The organism is Fluctibacter halophilus, assembly GCF_020687825.1.
GTDB classification, from domain to species: Bacteria; Pseudomonadota; Gammaproteobacteria; order Enterobacterales; family Alteromonadaceae; genus Fluctibacter; species Fluctibacter halophilus.
Genome location: NZ_JAJEWP010000001.1, coordinates 36,696 through 58,466, shown reverse-complemented (window position 1 = coordinate 58,466; position 21,771 = coordinate 36,696). Strand labels below are relative to the sequence as shown.

The window sequence follows — 21,771 nt, the reverse complement described above, 5'->3', positions numbered from 1 at the left end:
CCTGAACCGATGGCGAGGATCCGCTGCAATGAACCAGTTGTTAATTCATCTGGACCCAGACCAGAAAGAAAGTCTGCAAAGCCAGATCCGCCGCCAGTTCGTGGAAAACATTTTGTCCGGCTCGTTTCCGGCCGGTAAGAAACTGCCCTCGTCACGCAAACTGGCCCAACAGCTGAGCGTGTCACGCAATACCGTGGTGATGGTGTACAACACCTTGCTGGAAGAAGGTTTTCTGATCAGCCGTGAGCGCAGCGGCATTTTCGTCAACGAGCAAGTGCGCAAGGGGCGGCACCTGAGTTCCCGGGAGCCGGAACGCAAGCCAGCCAGCAACACCCGTCAGCGCCCCTTACCCGGCGCCATCGCCAGCACCAATCAGAATTCCTTCCCGCCCAACTGGCGGGAATACCCGTTTCCGTTTATCGATGGCATGTTTGATGTGTCGCTGTACCCGGTCAGGGAACTCAAAGACGCCAATGCCAGAGCCAACGCCAGTAATGAGATCTCTAAATGGTCACAACTGTGCAGCGACAATGATGATCCTAAGCTAATCGAGGAAATCCAGACCAAAATCCTGCCGCGCCGGGGCATTACCGCCAAACCCAGCGAAATCCTGATCACCGCCGGATCCCAGCAATCCCTGTACCTTGTGGTCAATCTGCTGGTCAATCAGCAAACCAGGGTGGCGGTGGAAGAGCCGGGCTTCCCGGAAGTGCGCGAACTCATCCAGCGTCAGCAGGGACAGCTGATCCACCAGCGCCTGGATCTGCAGGGCATGGTGGTGGACGAACAGTTGCATGAGGCCGACGTGATCTACACCACCCCCAGCCACCAGACGCCCACCAGCGTGACCATGTCGATTGAGCGGCGTTATGAACTGCTCAAATGCGTCAATTCCAACGATCAACTGGTCATCGAAGACGACTTTGAGTTTGAAAGTAATTTCCTGGGCCAGCCTCACCCGGCGCTGAGAAGCCTGGATACCGGCGGCAACGTGATTTACCTGTCCTGCCTGTCGAAGATACTCGCCGCAGGCCTGCAGATCAGCTTTATCGTGGCAGATGCCCAGATCATTTCCGAGTTGCGTAAACTGCGTAAATTCGTGGCCCGCTCGCCGTCGCTGAACAACCAGCGGACCGCGGCATACTTCCTGTCGCTGGGCTATTACGACGCCTTTATGATGCATACCCACAAAACCATTTATGAGCGCTGGATCACCCTGCGCGAGGCACTCAACATTTACCTGCCCAACTGCATCAATACCGGGCCGATCATCGGCGGCAGCGCCTACTGGATCACCGGGCCGGAGCAGCTCGACGACAGCAACCTGCTGGATACCGCAGCAGAACACGGCATCCTGCTGGAGCCGGTGAAAAAGTATTTTGCCGCCAGCGAAGCGCCGAAAAACTGTTTCCGCATGGGCGTGACCAGCATCACGGCCGACAAAATCCAGCAAGGGGTGAAGAAACTGGCCCAGCTTATTCACGAACTGGTGGCGGACTACGAAGAGAACCTGTCCACCGCCAAAGGACGTCTGCTCAGTGAAACGGAACTGCACACGCTGCTGCCCGGCATGGTGCTGAGCTGTGAGATGGTGTACGGCGTGCCCTGTGAGATCCGGCTGCTCGAAGATGGCCAGATGGAAGGCGAAACCGGTGGCTACGACATGGAGTACGATGTGGGCCGATGGTGGATAGAAAAAGGCATGTATTGCCGACAATGGAACCTGTGGGGCTATGGCGAACGGAACAACTATTACGTGATCAAAGACGGCGACGAGATGAAGTGGTTCGATGAAAACTACCGTTTCGTGCGCACCTTGACCATCGTTTCCCAGCCCGGCGACTGAGCATTCCACGCCATTCCAGCCTGCCAAACTGGCCCTATCGAACAGGCAAATCTGGCTCTATCCCATGGCGCCAGTTCAACCTACATTGACGTCATTGAAACAAATAACTCAAACAAAGGCGCTTACCTATGAGCTACTTTTCAATTGCAGCAATGCAATTAGACTTACCAGAGGGCAACAATCTGGCTCTCATCACCGAGCGGATCCGGCAGGCCAAACAGCGCTTCCCCTGGTTGAACATGGTGGTGTTAAGCGAGCTTTGTACCACCGGCCCAGCCACCAAACATGCGGTGCCTTTTCCCAGCGAGGCGGAACACACCTTTGCCGGGCTGTCCGAAGAACTGGACCTGTGGATTGTGTCCGGCTCCCAGTTCGAAAAAGACCAGGACAAGATCTTCAATACCAGCAGCGTATTTAACAATCACGGCGAACGGGTCACCCGCTACCGCAAGATCTTTCCGTTTAAGCCCTACGAGCAGGACGTCAGCCCCGGCACCGAGTTCACCGTGTTTGACACCCCGCAGGCCAGGATTGGCCTGGCGATCTGCTACGACCTTTGGTTTCCCGAAGTGGCCAGAACCCTGGTGTGCATGGGCGCAGAGGTACTGTTATATCCGACCATGACCGGCACCATCGACCGGGCCGTGGAGTTGGATATGGCCAAAGCCACCGCGGCCATGTTCCAGTGTTATGTGATTGCGGTGAACCCCTGCGGCAACTTTGGTAACGGCCGCTCCATCATCGTAGGTCCAGATGGTCGCTGTATCCATCAGGCGGGGGAAACGGAAGAAATTATCCCCTACGAACTGGATCTCAATCTGGTCAGAAGAAGCCGTGAAAATGGCCTCGACAAGCTCGGACAGCCCCTCAAAAGCTTCCGTGACAGTACCATTTCATACCCCCAATACGGCGAGGGAAAGGCCGATTTACCGGGGTTGAAGCAGCTAGGCGAACTTAAATTCCCCAGTGAGTAAAACTGGCCCCATAGCAAATGCCAATCTGGTGCTACGGAGCTTGGATTGGTTGTTTTAGTCTCGAAATGACTAAAAAAGAAACAACCCGACCCTCGGAGTACACTATGCAAAATAATAACTTTCCTCAAAAAAAGCTGGCATGCGCCATTTCGGTTGCCTTGCTGATGGCTCCGGTTTCCGGCTACGCCAATGATGCTGAGGCGACGCAGGAAAAAAACATCGACAGCGATTTTGAAGTCATTAGCGTGACCGCCAACCGCAGAACCCAGTCCATTCAGGAAGTGCCCTACAACATTTCCGCCATTTCCGGCGCCGAGCTGGAAAAAGAGAACATTATTGATGCCAGTGAGATGATGCGAAACATTCCTGGTATCAACGTGGTTGACCGTGGCTACCGCAATTCCGGTACCGTCAATGGTGTGGTGATCCGCGGTGTCAACGTGGACGGCGCCACGAACGGCGACATTGCCCTGTCTGCGGTTCCCACCGTCGCGTCCTACATCAACGATACACCGCTGTACGCCAACTTTATCCTCAAGGACATTGAAGCCGTGGAAGTGCTGCGTGGTCCACAGGGCACACTGTACGGATCTGGCTCCCTGGCAGGCACCGTGCGCTATCGCATGAATCGCCCGGATACCCGCGACTTTTACGGCAGTGCCAGTCTCAACGTGGGCCAGACCAAGGGCTCTGAAGGCAACAACATCAATGCCGATGTGATGGTCAACATTCCTCTGTCTGACAACCTGGCGGTGCGCGCCAATATCGGCAAAATCGATAACGATGGCATTGTCGACTACGTCAATATTTATCAACTGGATGCCAACAACTATGCGCCGGTCGCACAGGACGGTGACATCGCCGCCGGTGGCCCACTGTTCACGTCGGTGGAAGACGCCGACACCGTAGACATTACCTACGGTCGGGTATCCCTGGGCTATGAGAACGGTGAAAACTTCAAACTGTTGCTGGCCTACCAATGGCAGGAAGATGACATCGGCGGACGACGTCAGGTAACCCGTGGCACCAATTGGGTGGACGGTACCGAGCATCCTTACGGTGAGTATGAAAACGGCGCAGTACAACTGGAACCTTCCGAGCGCGACGTCGATCTGCTGTCGCTGGAGATGGAATGGGATCTGGGTTTTGCCACCCTGACCTCAAGCACCTCCGATTACAGCCACGAAGGCAGCTCCATCAGCGATAACACCGGTTTCTACGCCAAACAGAACTGGTTTGCCGACTTGTATTACGGCTCACCACGTCCGATGGCACAAGCGCGACGGGGTTACAAAGAAGAAGCCTTGGTGCAGGAAATTCGCCTGGTGTCGAATGAAACCAAAGCCAACATGGATTGGATTGTCGGTGCGTACTACATGGATCAGGACACCTTTTCGACCCAGGACAGCCTGATGCCCGGCTATCAGGAGTGGGCAGGTGCCGCGTTCAGCTGGTGGCCAAGCATGGCAGACTATGGCATGGTGTACACCGATAACGACTTCCGTTATCGCCGTAACCAGAACTTTAAAGACAAAGCGCTGTTTGCCGAACTGACCTACCACATGTCTGACGATCTCAGAACCACCGTCGGTATCCGTCGATTCGACAACGAGTTTGTCAACGATACCGAGTTGTCACTGCCCATCTGGCCATTCCTCGGCGCAGAACCGGAATTTAAGACCGACGAAAGCGACACCCTGTTCAAATTCAACCTTGCCTATGATGTCAACAAAGACATGATGGCCTACCTGACCGTATCGGAAGGCTATCGACGTGGCGGTGCCAACGCCGTGCCGCTGGAAGGCAGTCTGGCTGAGCGCCCGGAATGGCAAACCTATGAATCAGACAGCGCCGTCAACTATGAAGTCGGTATCAAAGGTTACCTGGGTGATCGCGACCACTCCTACTCACTGACCGCCTACCGGATTGATTGGGACAACCCGCAGCTGAACGCGGCTTCCTACTGGGGCTTCTTCACCGTGGCCAACGGCGAGTCTGCCAGAACCCAGGGGCTGGAGTTTGAACTGAAGGGTTATCTGACCGAGAGCGTGCGCTATGTGTTCGGTTATGCCCATGTGAGTGCCGAGCTAACCGATGACTTTTATGTTCCCTCAGCCGTCACTGCCGAATCCCCTACCCGCCTGACTGCCGAGGACGGTGACAAGCTGCCCTCGACGCCGGAAAACATGCTCAGCCTGTCACTGGATCATACCCATGATCTCGACAACGGCTGGTACCTGATTTCGCAAGTTAACGCTTACTATCAGTCAGACTCTCTGAATTTCCTGGGTAACAACGAGAAATTACAGACGGAGATCGATGGATTCAGCCTGTGGAATGCCAGCGTGCGCCTGAGTGCCGATGACTGGGATGTGGTCTTTTACGTGAAAAACGTCTTCAATGATGACGGTGTTACCGGGCTGTTACCGGAAGCGTACATGGGCACGGATCCGGCGGAAAGCTTTTACGGTAACTCGTCCAAGGACTATATCACCCTGCCTCGCACCTTCGGTCTGTCTGCCACATACCGATTCTGATAGGGTAATGAACCACGCAACGAAAAACGGCACGCGTCCCCGGCAACGGGGACCTGCCTTTTCATCATAACCGGGCGGTATTGGGTTTGATCACAAGCGACACAGCACAATCGTTGGAACAACAGGCAATCCGTTACCTGCAGGCCGCTGACATGAAAAGCGCCATCACGGTGTGTGAACAACTCAATCGCCGCTTTACCGACTATGCCCCGGGCTGGTTTCTGTCTGCACAGGTGGCTTCTTCCATCAACAATGTCAATGCAGCCCTGACCTGTATCCACAGAGCACTGACCCACGCACCGGACAACATCGGCTATCGCCTGTTTGAGGCAAAACTGCGCTACCAGAAAGGGGATCACCAGGCCGTAAACCAAATCCTGGATAACCTCCCGGTCAATCAGATCACAGAGGCGCATCTGTGGGCGGAGCTGGCGCTTATCGAGAATTTGGTCGGTCGCACCCAGTCTTCAGCACAGCACTACCAACAAGCGCTGTCACTGGCTCCGGATAACGCCGGCATACACTTTAACCTGGCATCGGTGCAACGCTATCTGGGTAAACTCGCTGACGCAGAGGAACACCTTGAAAAGGCGATTGCTCTGAACCCGACAGACGCTGAAGCCCACCTGCTGCTGAGCAGCCTGGACAAACAAACGGCGGCATCGAATCACATCGAGCGCCTGCAGCGCACCCTGCAACAACACGCTGACAACTTACCACTTCTTGCCCGTTCACAACTGCATTACGCACTGGCCAAGGAACTGGAAGACACCCAACAGTACCCGGCCAGTTTTGACGCCCTTCGACAAGGGGCGACACTCAAACGGCAAAACATGCAGTACCAACCTGAGAACGATATCGCTACATTGCACAAACTGGGTGAGGTGTTTAACCGTGACTGGCTACAACAGCCGCCCTGCGGGGAGCCCAGTGAAGAGCCGATATTCATCCTTGGTCTGCCGCGCACCGGCTCCACCCTGGTCGAGCGCATTCTGTCAGCCCATTCGGATGTACACAGTGCCGGTGAGCTGAACAATTTCTCGCTGGTCATGATGGCCCAATGCAAAGCAGCGAACCCGACGCCACCGGCCTCGAAACTGGACTTGGTCGAGCGCACCGCGCAGCTGGATATGCAACAACTGGGGCGGGCATACATTGACAGTACCCGCCCTGACACCGGGCATACAAAGCACTTTATCGACAAATTGCCGCTCAATTCGCTGAACCTGGGCCTGATCAGTCAGGCGCTGCCCAAGGCAAAACTGATCTATGTGAAGCGCCACCCGATGGATACCTGCTACGCCATCTACAAGCAGTTATTCACCCAGGGTTACCCGTTTTCCTACGATCTAACCGAACTGGCCAACTACTACATCGCCCACCATCAGCTCATGCAGCACTGGCAACAGGCACTGGGGGATCGATTACTGACGGTGAATTACGAAGGGTTGGTTGCCCACCTGCAGCCCGAAGTTGAGCGATTGCTCGACTATTGCGGGTTGCCGTGGCAGGACGCCTGCCTGGCGTTTTATCAGCAGGATACTGCCGCCAAAACCGCCAGTGCCACCCAGGTCAGACAGCCGGTGTACAGCGGCTCGGTAGGCAAGTGGAAAGCCTACGCTGAACAACTTGCACCACTGCGACGAGCGCTGACAGAGGCCGGTATTCGCTGTGATGAACACGCACCGTGAGTGCCCCGAATTAACCCGTATGGGAGCTAACATGAACAGTATTACCCAAAACACCGAGGGCCAGACGCTCTCCCACTACCAGGTTGCCCCCAACAGCGATATCGCGCGGGTTTTTCTGGCTTTTCTGGCCACCGCCGGGTTGTTTTACGTCAATATCATGCCGGCCCTGGTGGACGGCCTGATCCAGGGATTGAACTTCAGCAATAAGGAAGCCGGACTGGTCAACTCCGCCAATGTGTATGGCGCTGCGGTCGGCGCTTTTTCGGCGGTGTTCCTGGTTAAACGCCTGCACTGGCGCAAGGCTGCCTATGTGCTGTTGGCAACGCTGATCAGCATCGATGTGGTCAGCATCTTCCTTACTACCCCGGAATCGCTGATGATCGTGCGTTTCGTGCATGGCCTGGTTGGTGGCGTACTGGTCGGCATTGGCTTTGCGGTCATGGCCCGCACAGACTATCCGGATCGGGCGTTTGGTTACCTGCTGCTGGTCCAGTTCGGGCTGGGCGGCTTTGGCGTCATGTTATTGCCCCAGTTGGTGCCCACCTTTGGGATTGCTGCATTGTATTTGTCCCTGGTGGCCTTCAGTGTGGTGACCCTCTTAATGGTGCCGTTTCTGGCCGACTACCCTATTAAAGTGCCCGATGAACTGGCGATCCCCGCGGCAGTGAACTGGAAAATGTTGTCACTGGCACTGCTGGCCACCTTCCTGTTTCAGGCCGCCAATATGGGCTTGTATGCGTATGTCATCGGGCTGGGCAAAGAGGCCGGGCTGAGCATTGATTTCATCAGCCCCACCCTGGGCGCTGCGGCCTGGATTGGCATTTTGGGATCCATCGGCGTGATCCTGCTGTCGACCCGCTTCGGGCGCCTGAAACCCCTGCTGATTTCCATCGCCCTGACCGCCATCGCCACCGCACTGTTGCATTACGCCCAGGTTAAGTGGTTGTTTATCGTCGCCAATTGCCTGGTCGGCATGACCTGGGCGTTTGCCATCTCCTATCTGTTGGGCCTCAATGCGGCCTTTGATAAAACCGGACAAACCGCGGCACTGGGTGGTTTTGCGTCCAAGATGGGACTGGCCAGCGGCCCCGCCATCGCCGCGCTGGTGATCGGTGACAACCATTACGATGTGGTGATCAATATCGCCGTTTTCGGTCTGGTGTTGTGCGCGCTGGTGGCCTTTGTGCCCACCGCACGGCTGGACCGGGCACAATAAGGAACGACCATGCCCCAACACGACCCGTCCAACTGGTGGATGCCGTTTACCGACCACCGCCAGTTCCAGCACAAGCCAAGAATTTTCACCGCTGCCAAAGGAAGCTTTCTGACCACCGATGATCACCGTCAGGTGTTGGACATCACCGCTGGACTGTGGTGTATGAACCTCGGTCACGGCCGACAGGAAGTGGCCGATGCGGTGAGTCAGCAACTGATGCAGCTGGATTTCGCACCGGGCTTTCAGTTTGCCAATCCACAGGCCATGCGCTATGCCAAGCGGATTTGTCAGCACACCCCCGACGAGATCAACAAAGTGTTTTACACCAATGACGGCTCCAGTGCAGTGGACACTGCACTGAAGATGGCCTACGCCTGGCACCAGGCCAAGGGTCAGGGAACACGTCAGCGCTTTGTGTCCCGCATGGGTGGTTATCATGGCATCAATATCGGTGGTACCTCCATGCAGGGCCTGGCGAACAACCGTAAAGGCTTTCCGGTACTGGATTGTGTCGACTTTTTGCCCCACCTGCTGGACATTGAACACAATGCTTTTACCAAAGGCTTACCTGACCATGGCGCCGACAAAGCCGATGCACTGAACGACATCATCGCCTTTCGCGGTGCTGAAAACATTGCTGCGGTGATCATCGAGCCGATCATCGGTGCCGGCGGCATGGTGCCGCCGCCCAAAGGGTATCTGCAAAAAATACGACAGATATGTGATGAGCACGGTATTGTGCTGATCTTTGATGAGGTGGTCACCGGTTTTGGCCGCACCGGCGCAGCCTTCGCGGCCAATGAGTTTGGCGTCACCCCGGATATCATGACCTCCGCCAAAGGGATCACCGGCGGCTTTGTGCCCTTGGGTGCCGTGTTTGTCAAAGACCACATCTACCAGACCATCGTCGACAATGCGCCCGACAATGGACCCGAGTTTTTCCATGGCACAACCTACGCAGGCCATCCGGTGAGCTGCGCCGCGGCCAATGCCTGCCTGGATATCTACGAGCGTGAAAAGCTGTTTGAGCAATCCGGTTCAGCCCTGATACAACATTGGCAGGACACCTTACACAGCCTCAGAGAAGCACTGCCCCAGTTGGTGGATATCCGTAACTATGGGTTGCTCGGCGGCATTACCTTTGCCCAGCAACCCCGTTTCCCGGGCAATGCCGGTGGCGCGGTGCATAACACCTGTTTCGATCGGGGATTACTGTGCCGGGGCATTGGCAACCACATGGTGATGTCGCCACCCCTGACCATCACCACACAGGAAATCGATGTGTTCGCGGCAACCTTTATTGATGCGGTCAGAAAGACCCTGAACTAGTCAGTTTAGCAGCGGCACAGGGACCCGGAATGTCAGGGTTGCTGCGCCGCCTGCCAGGCCTGCATGAACAGGTCGATTTTGTTTTGTTCTTTACTCGACGCCCGGGTAACCAGACTGTGTTCAACATTGTAAAACCGCGTCTGCGGATGGATGGCCCGGATCTGCTTTTTGTCCAACCAGGGTTGCACGTAATCTTCGGGAAAGAACCCCAGATAACACCCTGACTGCACCAGCGCCATTCTGCTGTTGTAGTGATAAGCCCTGGCGACCAGATTCATGTCCTGCAACTGGGCCCGGCCAGCCGGGCTCACTTCAACCCCGGGATACACGGTTGCACAGCGGTTGATCTGTTGTTCGCTGATGTCGGCGTCCGATAGGTGGAAAAGCGGATGCTTTTCGCCGCAATACAGGTACAAAGGCTGCTGATAAAGACATTGATAGTGAAGCCCCTCGATGGTGCGATAGGTCGGCATGATGCCGATATGCGCCTGCTCTTTGAGCAGCATCTGCTCAATCTCCGGAATGCGGTTGACGTCCAGCACCACCTGCAACTTGGGCTGTTGCTCATGCAGCAGCGCCAGGATACCGGGCAGATTGACCTGTTCCGACAGAGCCACTTCGTCACTGCAGGTGATCACCAGCTCGCCACTGATCTCTCCGGCAACGGTGGCCACGGCTCTGGAAAAATCATCCATTGATGCGAACAGCTGGTTGGCGGCTTCATAGACCTGCTGTCCCTGTTCGGTGAGAGAAAAGCCGCTTCGGCCACGGTTACACAGTTTCAACCCCATACGCTGCTCCAGGTTCAGCATGTGCACGCTGATGGTGGAACGGGACACGTTCAAGGTCGACTCGGCGGCCGAAAACCCGCCGCACTGCACAACCGTGCGAAACACCCGTAACAGGCGCAAGTCATATTCGGAGACAGGCTTTGGCATGAGCGATGAGGTATGCATATATAGGTTTAACCAATTAAACGTAAACGTTAAATGTTTGATATTTATTAAAGCATGTTTTGCAGGCTAAATGTCGGAAAAATCACCCGGAGAACGTTTAGCCATGCAACTCGCCGATCCCAATTTGTTGAAAACCGCGTCGTATATCAATGGCCAGTGGGTACAGGAGGGCGAAAGCCTTGCCGTGATCAATCCGGCCAGCAATGCCTGTATTGCCCGCGTCGCTCAGGGGGATGCAACCCTGGCGATCAGTGCCGTGGAAACGGCCAGCGCCGCCTACCCTGCATGGGCGGCTACCAGCGCCGCTGAGCGCTCGTTCATTCTGCGTCGATGGTTTGAGCTGGTCATGCAACACCAGGACGACCTTGCGCGGATCATGACTGCAGAGCAAGGCAAGCCTTTTAGCGAAGCCAAAGGTGAAATCGCCTACGGCGCGTCGTTTATTGAGTGGTTTGCTGAAGAAGCCAAGCGGGTTTATGGCGACACCATCCCCGGGCCTTCGGCCGACAAACGTATCAGCACCATCAGACAACCCATCGGCGTGGTGGCGGCCATCACGCCGTGGAACTTCCCCAACTCGATGATCACCCGCAAGGTTGCCCCCGCACTCGCTGCCGGGTGCACGATTGTGTTACGCCCGGCCAATGAAACGCCCCTGTCCGCCCTGGCACTGGCCGAATTAGCGGAGCGCGCTGGTGTTCCGCCAGGTGTGTTCAACGTCATTGTCGGCGCGGATGCCATTGGCATCGGTGAGGTACTGACAAGCCACCCGGATGTGGCCAAGTTCTCCTTCACCGGCTCCACCCGGGTGGGCAGAAGCCTGATCGCCCAATGCGCCTCAACGGTCAAGAAAGTGTCGATGGAATTGGGCGGCAATGCGCCATTTATCGTGTTTGAAGACGCTGACCTTGATGCCGCAGTAGAGGGCGCTATCGCGTCTAAATTTCGCAATGCCGGGCAGACGTGTGTGTGCGCCAACCGTTTTCTGGTGCACGACAAGGTGCATGACGCCTTTGTGGAAAAGTTCGCCCGTCGGGTCAAGCAGTTGCACGTGGCCCAGGGCATGGCACCGGATAGCCAAATCGGCCCGATGATTGATACATCCGCCGCGCAACGGATCCATACCTGGGTGCAGCAGGCAATCCGCGAGGGAGCAGAGCCAATTGTGGGTGGCGACTACCACAGCGCCGGTGACGCTTTCTATCAGCCGACAGTCCTGACCCAGGTCACCAACACCATGGACATCGCCAGACAGGAAATCTTCGGTCCGGTGGCGCCTGTCATCCGCTTTTCCTCTGATCAAGAAGCGGTTGCCCTGGCCAACGCCACCGAATACGGGCTGGCGGCCTACTTCTATACCCAGAACATTAAGCGCGCCCAACACGTTGCTGAGCAACTGGCGTTCGGCATGGTGGGCATCAATGACGGCATCATCTCCAATGCTGCCGCCCCTTTCGGTGGCGTGAAGCAGTCGGGGATGGGTCGCGAAGGTTCCCGCTATGGCCTGGATGAATACACCGAAATCAAATATCTCTGCCTGGGCGGTTTGTAACGCTCTCCCACTACCCATAACAACAACGAGGTACCCCATGTCCACAAATCAGAGCCTGCAAACCCGAAAAGACAAGGTCATCGCCCGCGGTCAGGGCAATGTCTACCCGGTGTACATTGAACGCGCCGACAATGCTGAAGTGTGGGATGTGGATGGCAATCGCTACATCGACTTTGCCACCGGTATTGCAGTGTGCAATACCGGCCACAACCACCCCAAGGTGACACAAGCGGTCAAGGCCCAACTGGATGATTTTTCCCATACCTGTCTGATGATCAATCCCTATGAAGAAGCGGTTGAGCTGGCCGAAAAACTGACCACCCTCGCCCCTGGCGCCTCAGAGAAGAAGGCCATTTTTGTCACCACCGGCGCAGAAGCGGTGGAAAACTGCATTAAAATCGCCCGCGCTTACACCGGTCGCCGCGGTATCATTGCCTTCAACGGCGGCTTTCACGGCCGCACCAACATGGCGCTGGCACTGACCGGCAAAGTGGCCCCGTATAAAGTCGGCTTTGGCCCCTTTCCCAGTGATGTTTACCATGCCCCCTTCCCCAATGAGGCACACAACGTCTCGGTGGAGGACGCCATGCATGGTCTGGAAACCCTGTTTAAAGTGGATATTGCCCCGCAGGATGTTGCCGCCATCATCATTGAGCCGGTGCAAGGCGAAGGGGGATTTTACCCGGCTCCGGCGCCTTTCATGCGCTGGTTGAGACAGCGCTGTGATGCGCTGGGCATTGTCCTCATTTGCGACGAAATTCAGACCGGCTTTGCCCGCACCGGCACGCTGTTTTGCAGTGAACAATCCGCTATCGAACCGGATCTGATCACCATGGCAAAAGGCATCGCCGGTGGATTCCCTATCGCCGCGGTCGTGGGCAAAAAGGCCATTATGGATGCCCCGCTGCCCGGCGGGCTGGGTGGCACCTATGGCGGCTCCCCGGTCGGCTGCGCCGCCGCTCTGGCGGTGCTGGAGGTGATTGAGCAGGAACAATTGTGTCTCAGCGCCAGACGCATCGGTGCCATCTTCACTGAATCACTGACACGCCTTCAGCAGCGCTACCCTGAGGTGATTGGCGAGATCCGCAGCGTTGGCGCCATGATCGCGATGGAGCTGGTCGAGGACGGTCAGGCCAACAAACCGAATACCACGCTGACCCAGGCCATCATTGGCAAAGCGGCGCAACACGGCCTTATCCTGCTGGCCTGCGGATACTACGGCAACGTGATCCGCTTTTTGCCCGCCCTGACTATCTCCGATGCGTTGATCAACGAAGGGCTGACCAAGCTGGAGGCAATTTTTAGCGACCTGCTGTGATACTGAATCCTCAGAAAAGGCCGATATATATCGGCCTTTTGATCAAGTTGCGGACGAAGGGCAACAAACCCTGATACTATAGCCGGCAAAGCGGCCAGACGACATTGTTTGCCAATGTCTTACGTTGTTGGCCCCGTCTATTATTCAGGATCACCATGGCACTCAAAGCGACCATATTTAAAGCCGACATATCCATCAGCGATATGGACCGCAACTACTACAACGACCACAACCTGACCATCGCCCGCCACCCGTCGGAAACCGACGAACGTATGATGCTTCGGATCATCGCGTTTATCGCCAATGCCCACGAGCGATTGCAGTTCACCAAAGGCTTGTCTGACGATGACGAGCCCGATCTGTGGCAAAAAAGCTTCAGTGATGAAATAGAACTGTGGATTGAATTAGGTCAGCCCTCTGAACAGCGCATCAAAAAGGGCTGCAATCAAAGCCAGCAGATGATGATTTATGCCTACGCCAACAACAGCTTCGACGCCTGGTGGCAAAAAGAGCACTCCAAGCTACAGCTCAGAAAGAACTTGTCGGTCTTCACCCTACCCGAAGCACTCGCTACCACGTTGGCAAACGCCGTGCAGCGCTCTATGCAAATACAGGTAACGATTCAGGATGGCCAGATGTGGCTGACCATTGATGGCGCGGATAAAACCGAAAGTGTCGAAGTGGCAATACAGAAGCACATGTAATGAAAAAACTCTCCAGCGTACAACTCAAGCAACAGGCACTGGTTTTTGACGTTGCCAACACAATTGAAGCACAGGGCCGGGAAGAACTTCAGGGCATGGTGCAGTGCTGGTTTGACGTGAAGTATCACCAGTTTCCCGGCTCACTGCTGTTGCGCTTTCAGTTTGAAAACGAACACGCACTCGCTGCCGCAGAGCCTGAATTAAATAAATGGCAAAGGCGCTTAAGTGCTGCGTTACTTAAAAAAGGCGTGGTGCTAAAGGACATGCGCAGACACCTGGTGTTTACGCTGCAAGGGCCTGAGGCCTGAGTGAATCGAAGGCCATCTCTGTCTCACCGGATAGGCAACCCCGCAAGTTTTATTTTCAGAGCCTCCCCCTGTCAGCTATAGTGATTCAATGATTAAGCAACACGGACAATCAGGAACACTGATGCGATGGGCTAGTGCGTTATTGTTGATCATCCATTCTGCCTGGGCCGTTTCCGCTGAGCTCATCGTGGCATTCGGACAAAGCAGACCGCCTTTCATCGACGAGGTCCAAGGCGACGGCATCAGTTTTCGGCTATTCGATACAGTGGCCAAACAACTTGGTTGGCAGTACAAGCCGCTTTTTGTCTCCAACAGAAGGATGGAGAAACTGCTTGCACAAGGCCAAGTGGATATCGCGGTAGAAGTCCAGCGCCAGAACACCCAACTGCATTATTCACAACCCTTTATTGCCTACTCAAACTACGCGCTGCATCACACCGACAGGGATCTTGCCCTGACAACCATTGACCAGTTGCAGTTTTTCAGTATCTGCGCATGGCAAAATGCCAGCCAACACCTCGGTATTCGGCAATGGACTGAAAGCAACAGCAAGTACCGGGAATACCCAGACCAAAAATTGCAAGTCGCCGATTGGTTGAATAAACGCTGTGACGTCTTGTTGATCGATGACACCTTGCTCGAATGGCACATCAGGCAGCTGAATGCCCGCTCGTCTTTTGAGGATGTTAACGTCAATCGGTTTGGCAAGACCCTGTTGCCGGTTCAAAACAACCCGCTTTGGTTTTATGTCGGCTTTGGTGATGCAGCCCTCAGGGATGCGTTTGACAAACAGTTATCGGTTTTGAAGCAAAGCGGTCGCTATCAGCAGATCCGCAACGAGTTCTGATACCCGGAGCCTCTCACCGACGCCTGAGCCTTGGCCTCTCGGTACGATTTCACCCGTTTTTCACCCGCTATCCCCCTTGCCAACGTAGGCCATCGCCCTCTACAGTGACATAAAAACGGAGCACAACATGTTACGGCTGATCGCAACCTTCGGCACCCTTTACGGCTTGGCACTGTTGCTGGGCTTTTTTGTCTCACACCTGATTTTCGGTACCTCACCGGACAACTTCAGTCAGGCTGAAATTACCGGTTACGGTGTGATGCTGGTCAGCGGACTGGCCATCGTGATGGGGATGCTGGCCTGGCGTTCGCAACAACCCCAAGGCATGTTGGGTTGGGCATCGGCGCTGAGCATCGGTGTGGGGATCAGTTTTATCGGCGGTCTGTTCTTCGGTGCCTATAATTGGGCATACCTGGTATGGATCAACCCGGAATTTACCGATACCTACATTGCCTGGCAAATCGACACCATTGAGCAATCTGCCGTCCTCAGTATGACTGAGAAGCAACAACGTCTGGAGGAACTGGATGCTTATGCCGGTATGATGCAAAGCAAGCCTTTGCAGTCGTTGGTAATGGCGGCGACGGTCTGGTTTATCGGCACCATTATCACTCTGATTGCAGCGCTGGTGCTGTGTCAGCGCAAATCACACTAAGGAGTCTTTATCATGGAACTGGGTCAATTTTCAGTTAGTCTAAAGGTCGCTGATATCGCGGCGTCACAACGCTTTTATACTGCGCTGGGGTTTGAAACCGAGCAGGGGTGCGGCTCGATTGAGGATAAATGGCTGATCATGCGCCGCGGGGAAACCATCATTGGCTTATTCCAGGACATGCTCGACAGCAATCTGCTGACCTTCAACCCTGGCGATGCACGGGCCGTGCAGGCGCACCTGCAACAGCAAGGCTATACCATTGATACGCCCATCGACCCGCAAAACAGCGAAGGACCGGCGCACTTTTTCGTTAAGGACCCCGATGGCAACACCCTGATGTTTGACCAATGGTAGGCGTAAAGGGGTACATCCCCTAGACCAAGTGGGAGAAAGTCGCTAACATCACTGCATAACCCGGCCGGTTTGGCCATCATTGCACAGTTTTCTAGCAGAGCAGCCATGTCAAACGAACCCTTCGAAAGCGATATTCCCAAAATCGTTCTGGATCAGGAAGATCGGGAAGCGTACCAACGTAAACAACAACCGGGAAATCGAAAGGCTCCCCCGCCAACCAGTGATGCGCCGGAACCCAAAAGCAGTGGCGGCAAGGGCCTGGCAGTGTTCAGTTTACTGGTCGCACTGGGCGCCTGCGGGGCCAGTGGTTATCTGTTTCACCAGAACCAACAGCAGCTGGCCGCGGCCAAAGCCGCAGAGCAGCGCATCGAGGATTTGGAGCAACGTCTGTCGGCCACCGGTGAAGAGCTCGACCAATCGGCGGTTGCGTTGCAGGTAAAAGTAAAAGAGTTGGTGGATAAAACCGGTGAACTGTGGGAGCAGATGGACAAACTGTGGGCGTCTGCATGGCGACGCAATCAGTCTGAAATTGCCGAATTGCGCACCCAGTTGGGTGATCAATCCCAGCTCAACAATACGTTGAAGAAACAATTGTCTGTACTGGAAACCGACCTGAGCCTGGCGGGCACCAACCTGGCATTGTTGCAGGAACAGTTGAACGGAAATGCCAATGACATTTCCCAGGCCAACAAAGCCAATACCCTGCAAGCCAAAGACATTGCCTCACTGGGTGAACAACTGGTGCGCCTCAACAATGAACTGGCGGAAATCAGTAAACAGACCCGTGGTCTGGGCAATCGCCTCAATGAGCTGGAAAAATGGCAGCGCACCCAGCCAACGACGACCAAGCCACCGCTGACCGTCGGTGCCGCCAACCCATAAAAAAACGCAGGCTAAGCCTGCGTTTTTTGTACTGCAATCAACAGCCCCAACAGAACTCTGAGGCAGCCAATCCGCCACTACCGTCTTTGTCCCAGGCCTTGCGCCCGTCGCTGTAGTAGTAAATCTTGCCATCATCAGCGTTGGGCTTACCGCTGACCGGTGCGGCCATGATCCGATAACTGGAGCCAGTGGCAGAGACCGACTCAATGGTCAGATCATACAACTTATTGGCGGCCGGCTCAGCAGCCGGTGAATGGCCCTGAAAAATCGCCGGTGTGCCGGTATCAGCGCCACCTGCAGCCGCTCCCTGATAGGTAAAATTGGCCGCTTTGTGACGCTCCAATGCAGATGCCAGGGCCATCAGGTCGGCTTGGGCCACACTGCGATTACTGCTGACCACAAACCCCTGATAGCTGGGGTAGGCCACTGTGACAATGATGCCGACAATGGCCACGACAATCATCAGTTCTATCAAACTAAACCCGTTGGGTCTGGTATTTTGCATAGGGTTATTCCTGCCGTTCTACTTCCGTTTTCCAACTGCTCTTCTGAACCCGTTCAAAGCGGCCGTAAATGTTCTGCGCCAAGCATTCAAACTCGGTACCGCAGGCCACTTCGTTGCCGTCTTCATCCACGTCAATTACTGCCGCAGTACACTCGGTACCCAGACACACCACCGGCTTGATGATATCCTCGATCAGGATCTTGGTATCCGGTGCAATGCCGGTCTGGCGTAACTGCGCATAGCGGTCTACGTGCTCTTCTTCACCGTTATGGTTGAGATCGTCCACGGCATTGCCCGTGATCAGCTCCACCAGATACGCCCGACTGTTACCGGTCGGCGGCGCACAGGTACTGGCACTGGCCGACGCAGGCAGATAAGTGGTAAAGAACAGCTTATAGTCGATGATTAGCGGTGATGCCAGCACTTTTTCACCGCCCAGGCCCAGTCTGATATACCAACCCGCTTTCCCGGCAAAGGTTTCCTGCGCCAACTCGCGCTCACTTGCGTCATTGGAAGTCAGCAAATGATCGGTCGCATCGTACAGGTCAGTCAGACTGTGAGGGATCGTCGGCAGACTGTACAGTCCATTGTCATCCAGCTGGAACACGCCATAGTCTTTCACCATGTAGAAATGATCGTTGATCACGCTGTCCAAGGGATGAGCACGGAATCCACTGCCAATGGCTACGGCATAATAATGCTCGTCACCCAGACTGATTTCGGACACGTCAGGGCCATAGAAGAAACGACGGGCATCGGCAGCGGTGTCACCGGCAAAGTTGCCCAGCAAGCCGCCGGTAATCGGGTCACCCGTGCCTGACGGGTTCACATCAAAGCGGAACAACTGGCCACCCATGTCAGCCACGTACAAGTGTTCGGCCACACCGTCCCCCTCACGGTCGATGACCGAGATCCGCGCCGGGATGCTGTAATCCATCTCGTCAACGACCAGGGTCGCATTTGCGTTACTGGCAGACCACAGCAATTCACCGGTATTGGCATCCGCGATAAACACCGAATTGCCAACAGTATCCGGGGTGCGAACGGTCTTCTGATCTTGATCCACATCGTAACCACCACCAAAGATCATCACGTCACGAACGGTGCCGCCCAAGCGCATTTTGGTGATCGTAGGACGGGACCAGGTTTGCCCCAGGTTGGCGTAATCGCCGCTGCCACCGTCGATTTTGAACACCAGGCTCGGTGACGTCTTGTTGGAAATGTCAAACACGTAGTAGTTGTTGCCGCCACGACGCATGCCCACATACAAGTATTTGGTATCGCCCATGTCGCGCAGCACCATATCGCCATCGAGGCCGTAGATGTGTGACAGTGTGGTGCCGTCCTGATAAAAGTCATACAGGTTGACCAACAATTCTTTCGGGATAACGGCGAAGTTTTCATCACCGGTATTCGGATCGAAGCTGTGCAGGAAGCCCTGGTTAGTCGCGACCAGAATCGCACTGTCGGTGGTTGAGTAATTCACAATCACCGGCTGTGAGTGGATCGGGTCGCCCATTTGCAGGCGCACATCCGTGTTGTCGCCATCCGCATCGTCATCGCGCACATCCACGCCACGGGCCCACTTGAGCACCAGCTCCCGCACCACTTCCGGGTCAGGCAACGCTGACAGCGCCAGGTCAGCCGAGGAAATGTCGGTATTGGACTCGTGGAAGCGGTTACTGGTCGTCGCAATCGCGCCCGCACCACTGAAGGTGTAGATGTTTCGGGTCAGGGTCATGCGGCTCGCCGCACCACCATCGCGCACGTCATTACCGTCCGCCAATGTTGACCAGTAGCTGTGTGAGTTCTCGGAGAAGAACCCGGTCCCATCATCCACGGCATTGAGGCCGTTCTTGTCCAGGATCTGATCGCCACTGATTTTGTATTTCTTCAGGTTACCCGGCCAGATTGTACCTTCTGCCGGCTTAAACAGGGCGAAGTACAATTCATCATTGTGGGTCAGACGGTTCAACTGGTTCACCGCCACACCGGGTGACACAAAGGTGGCATTAACGTCTTTGACCGTTTTCAGGATCGACTGGAAGGCGGTTACCAACTCTTCACTGTTGCTGGCGGTGTAGAAACCACCACCCCCTTGCAAGGCCAGCTGGTTCAGGAAGTTATTCGCCGTCGCATTGGCGGCAAAGCCGATGGTATGGGTCACGATGCGCGCATCGATCACCGAATCACCGGTATCACCAACATTCCTGATCAAATCCAGACCGCACTGCTCACCACCACTGCCCGAGCAGCTTTGCCCCAGCAGTGCTTCTATTTTGCTGACACTGTGGTTGCTGTTTGCCTCACCGTCAGACAACAACACAATGTGGTTGTTGGTCTGACACTGGCGGTCAGTGATCGGCGAAATGTAGGTTGCACCATCCGGGATGTACTCGTTGATACATTCATTGGCACTGAGGTTGTCGGTGGTACAACCCACCGGTAACACCGAATTAGCCCCCACGTAGGACTGGCGGTGCGACACCCGGGTGTTTCTGCGCACGGTAGAGCTTACCGAGCTGGTACCCCGGCGCAGGCCATAATCCACATCGAGGCCACCAAAGTAATTCACTGCTTCATACAGGGTATCGACAATCGGCGTATAGCCGCTGGCGGCGAGCTCGTCTACCTTGGAGATCAGGTGATCTCGCACCGTTGCCGTCTGTCCAGGCGTGGCATTGGCTTCATATTCAATCACCAGTTGAGGCGCGCCGGAAGGCTTACCACGATACGAATACCCGCCCCGTTCACCGCTAAACTCCGACAGGATAAACATCATGTCGTTGCCCTGCTGCCAGTCACCACGATTGACAATGTGCTGCACAATGCTGGTTACTGCCGGGCTCTGATAGGTACTGTTCTTGTACCAGGGCGGAATGTTCGACCACATGACCGACGAGGTTTTCGGCAAATCACGTAAGGCGTAACGATCCCGTGAGCGGAAACGGTCTGGATCGGCTTCGTCCACGCCCTGAATTTTCATTGACGCACTGGTGTAGATGCCGTGTTGATACGCAGTAAACAGCAAATAGGCATTCGAAATGGTTGCACCCTGTGGCAACGCGATTTCGCGAAAACGGATACCCACATAGGCATTATTGCTGTCTTTAAAGGTCAGCTCTGAACCGGTGGACTGATAACCGTCATGCTGTTCTTCGGCATTGTCACTGTTGTGTGAAATCTGGTAGGTCTGTGACCCTTGTACACAGCCTGTGGCGGTGGTGTCATCGTAACTGATGACCAGTTGTGGCGACAAGCCGTTACCGTCTTCATAGGACTCCACCTGCCGGGCACTACTGGTACTGGCGCTGGTGGCTTCAATGATCATGTTCAGCGCATTACCACCACACCAGTCGGCTTGGTCAACCACTTCCTGGATCACCGGGATCAAGGAAGGTGACGTAACCGTCTCACCGGAAACCGGAAAATCATTGTCCGTATTCCAGGTCACCCGTGTTGAGGTGGTGGTGCGATTGGAGATGTCGTTATTCGCGTTGGTAAACGGGGTCGCGTTGCCGGTCAGTTCAGCCCGGAAACTCAGATTGGTTGGCGATGTGTTGGCAATGTGCGAGGTAAACCGGATGAACGCATTGGTGATGGTAGCGCCCTGCGGAATATTGACCCGCTGATAGCGCAAACCGGTATACACCGTGCTGGTACTTTGTGACAGCTTGATAAAGTCACCAGAGGTGTTCATGGTCCCGCCAACTTCGAACGCGTCGTCATCGCCATCTACAACCGGTAACACAATTTCCGGCACCACAGATTCGGTGATCCCTTTGACCGGATACAGGATTGGGCCGCCATAATCCGAGAAACGCATCAGGCCGGCATTGACGTTGGTGACCGAACGCAGGGTATCTTTGAGTGCATTCTGCACCCGCAGCATGCGCGACTGATCGGTACCGTCAAACGCGCCCATACTGCCTGACGTATCCATGATGAAAAGCACGTTTGGGTAGTAAGTTTGTGCGGAGTCGGAGGTGCCAAGATAGATTTCGAGGTCATCCCCCATCGCCGTCGCACTGATCATGCTGCTGAGCAACAATGAGCCGAACGACACAAAAGGATTAAAACGTTTCATAACAAACTAC

General features: G+C 55.2%; 17 protein-coding genes. 14 read left to right on the top strand and 3 right to left on the bottom strand.

Going from position 1 to position 21,771, the window contains the following annotated elements:
* Window positions 1–28: 28 nt before the first annotated feature.
* The 6 genes from pdxR (at window position 29) to LJ739_RS00250 (ending at window position 9,593) form a co-directional block, all read left to right on the top strand.
* Window positions 29–1,846: a MocR-like pyridoxine biosynthesis transcription factor PdxR gene (gene pdxR / locus LJ739_RS00275; protein ID WP_229156597.1), complete on the top strand. Its 1,818-nt coding sequence runs from the start codon at window positions 29–31 to the stop codon at window positions 1,844–1,846.
* A gap of 128 nt (window positions 1,847–1,974) precedes the next feature.
* Window positions 1,975–2,820 carry a carbon-nitrogen hydrolase family protein gene (locus tag LJ739_RS00270; RefSeq protein WP_229156596.1) on the top strand — a complete coding sequence of 282 codons (846 nt, stop codon included), beginning with the start codon at window positions 1,975–1,977 and terminating at the stop codon, window positions 2,818–2,820.
* 104 nt (window positions 2,821–2,924) lie between these two features.
* Window positions 2,925–5,357, top strand: a complete 2,433-nt coding sequence (locus tag LJ739_RS00265) for a TonB-dependent receptor (protein WP_229156595.1) — start codon at window positions 2,925–2,927, stop codon at window positions 5,355–5,357.
* Window positions 5,358–5,443: 86 nt separating this feature from the next.
* A complete protein-coding gene (locus LJ739_RS00260; RefSeq protein ID WP_229156594.1) occupies window positions 5,444–7,048 on the top strand; it encodes a tetratricopeptide repeat-containing sulfotransferase family protein in 1,605 nt (534 codons plus the stop codon).
* 31 nt (window positions 7,049–7,079) lie between these two features.
* Entirely contained in the window at window positions 7,080–8,264 is a 1,185-nt protein-coding gene (locus LJ739_RS00255) for an MFS transporter (RefSeq protein WP_229156593.1), read from the top strand.
* 9 nt (window positions 8,265–8,273) lie between these two features.
* The gene (locus tag LJ739_RS00250; protein WP_229156592.1) at window positions 8,274–9,593 is read left to right on the top strand and encodes an aminotransferase class III-fold pyridoxal phosphate-dependent enzyme; all 1,320 of its coding nucleotides are present in this window, start codon (window positions 8,274–8,276) and stop codon (window positions 9,591–9,593) included.
* 32 nt (window positions 9,594–9,625) lie between these two features.
* Here the strand turns inward: LJ739_RS00250 and LJ739_RS00245 are convergent, their stop codons facing one another.
* Window positions 9,626–10,531, bottom strand: a complete 906-nt coding sequence (locus LJ739_RS00245; RefSeq protein WP_229156591.1) for a LysR family transcriptional regulator — start codon at window positions 10,529–10,531, stop codon at window positions 9,626–9,628.
* Window positions 10,532–10,619: 88 nt separating this feature from the next.
* On the opposite strand from LJ739_RS00245, the gene LJ739_RS00240 reads away from it, so the two are divergent.
* From LJ739_RS00240 to LJ739_RS00205, 8 genes are all read left to right on the top strand, one after another.
* Entirely contained in the window at window positions 10,620–12,101 is a 1,482-nt protein-coding gene (locus LJ739_RS00240; protein WP_324254887.1) for an NAD-dependent succinate-semialdehyde dehydrogenase, read from the top strand.
* A gap of 37 nt (window positions 12,102–12,138) precedes the next feature.
* Window positions 12,139–13,419, top strand: a complete 1,281-nt coding sequence (gene gabT, locus LJ739_RS00235; RefSeq protein ID WP_229156590.1) for a 4-aminobutyrate--2-oxoglutarate transaminase — start codon at window positions 12,139–12,141, stop codon at window positions 13,417–13,419.
* Window positions 13,420–13,574: 155 nt separating this feature from the next.
* Window positions 13,575–14,123 (top strand): YaeQ family protein, encoded by a 549-nt coding sequence (locus LJ739_RS00230; protein WP_229156589.1) that lies wholly within the window; start codon window positions 13,575–13,577, stop codon window positions 14,121–14,123.
* Window positions 14,123–14,431 (top strand): hypothetical protein, encoded by a 309-nt coding sequence (locus LJ739_RS00225; protein ID WP_229156588.1) that lies wholly within the window; start codon window positions 14,123–14,125, stop codon window positions 14,429–14,431. The genes LJ739_RS00230 and LJ739_RS00225 overlap by 1 nt, the downstream gene beginning before the upstream one ends.
* 121 nt (window positions 14,432–14,552) lie before the next feature.
* Window positions 14,553–15,278, top strand: a complete 726-nt coding sequence (locus tag LJ739_RS00220) for a substrate-binding periplasmic protein (RefSeq protein WP_229156587.1) — start codon at window positions 14,553–14,555, stop codon at window positions 15,276–15,278.
* A gap of 127 nt (window positions 15,279–15,405) precedes the next feature.
* Window positions 15,406–15,933 carry a DUF4199 domain-containing protein gene (locus tag LJ739_RS00215; protein WP_229156586.1) on the top strand — a complete coding sequence of 176 codons (528 nt, stop codon included), beginning with the start codon at window positions 15,406–15,408 and terminating at the stop codon, window positions 15,931–15,933.
* Between the two features lie 12 nt (window positions 15,934–15,945).
* Window positions 15,946–16,287 (top strand): VOC family protein, encoded by a 342-nt coding sequence (locus tag LJ739_RS00210; RefSeq protein WP_229156585.1) that lies wholly within the window; start codon window positions 15,946–15,948, stop codon window positions 16,285–16,287.
* A 105-nt stretch (window positions 16,288–16,392) separates the two neighbouring features.
* Complete coding sequence (locus LJ739_RS00205; RefSeq protein ID WP_229156584.1) at window positions 16,393–17,169, top strand: hypothetical protein; 777 nt, start codon at window positions 16,393–16,395, stop codon at window positions 17,167–17,169.
* Between the two features lie 37 nt (window positions 17,170–17,206).
* Here LJ739_RS00205 and LJ739_RS00200 read toward each other — a convergent pair whose 3' ends face one another.
* The gene (locus LJ739_RS00200; RefSeq protein WP_229156583.1) at window positions 17,207–17,674 is read right to left on the bottom strand and encodes a type IV pilin protein; all 468 of its coding nucleotides are present in this window, start codon (window positions 17,672–17,674) and stop codon (window positions 17,207–17,209) included.
* A 4-nt stretch (window positions 17,675–17,678) separates the two neighbouring features.
* Window positions 17,679–21,761 (bottom strand): PilC/PilY family type IV pilus protein, encoded by a 4,083-nt coding sequence (locus LJ739_RS00195; protein WP_229156582.1) that lies wholly within the window; start codon window positions 21,759–21,761, stop codon window positions 17,679–17,681.
* Between the last annotated feature and the right edge of the window lie 10 nt (window positions 21,762–21,771).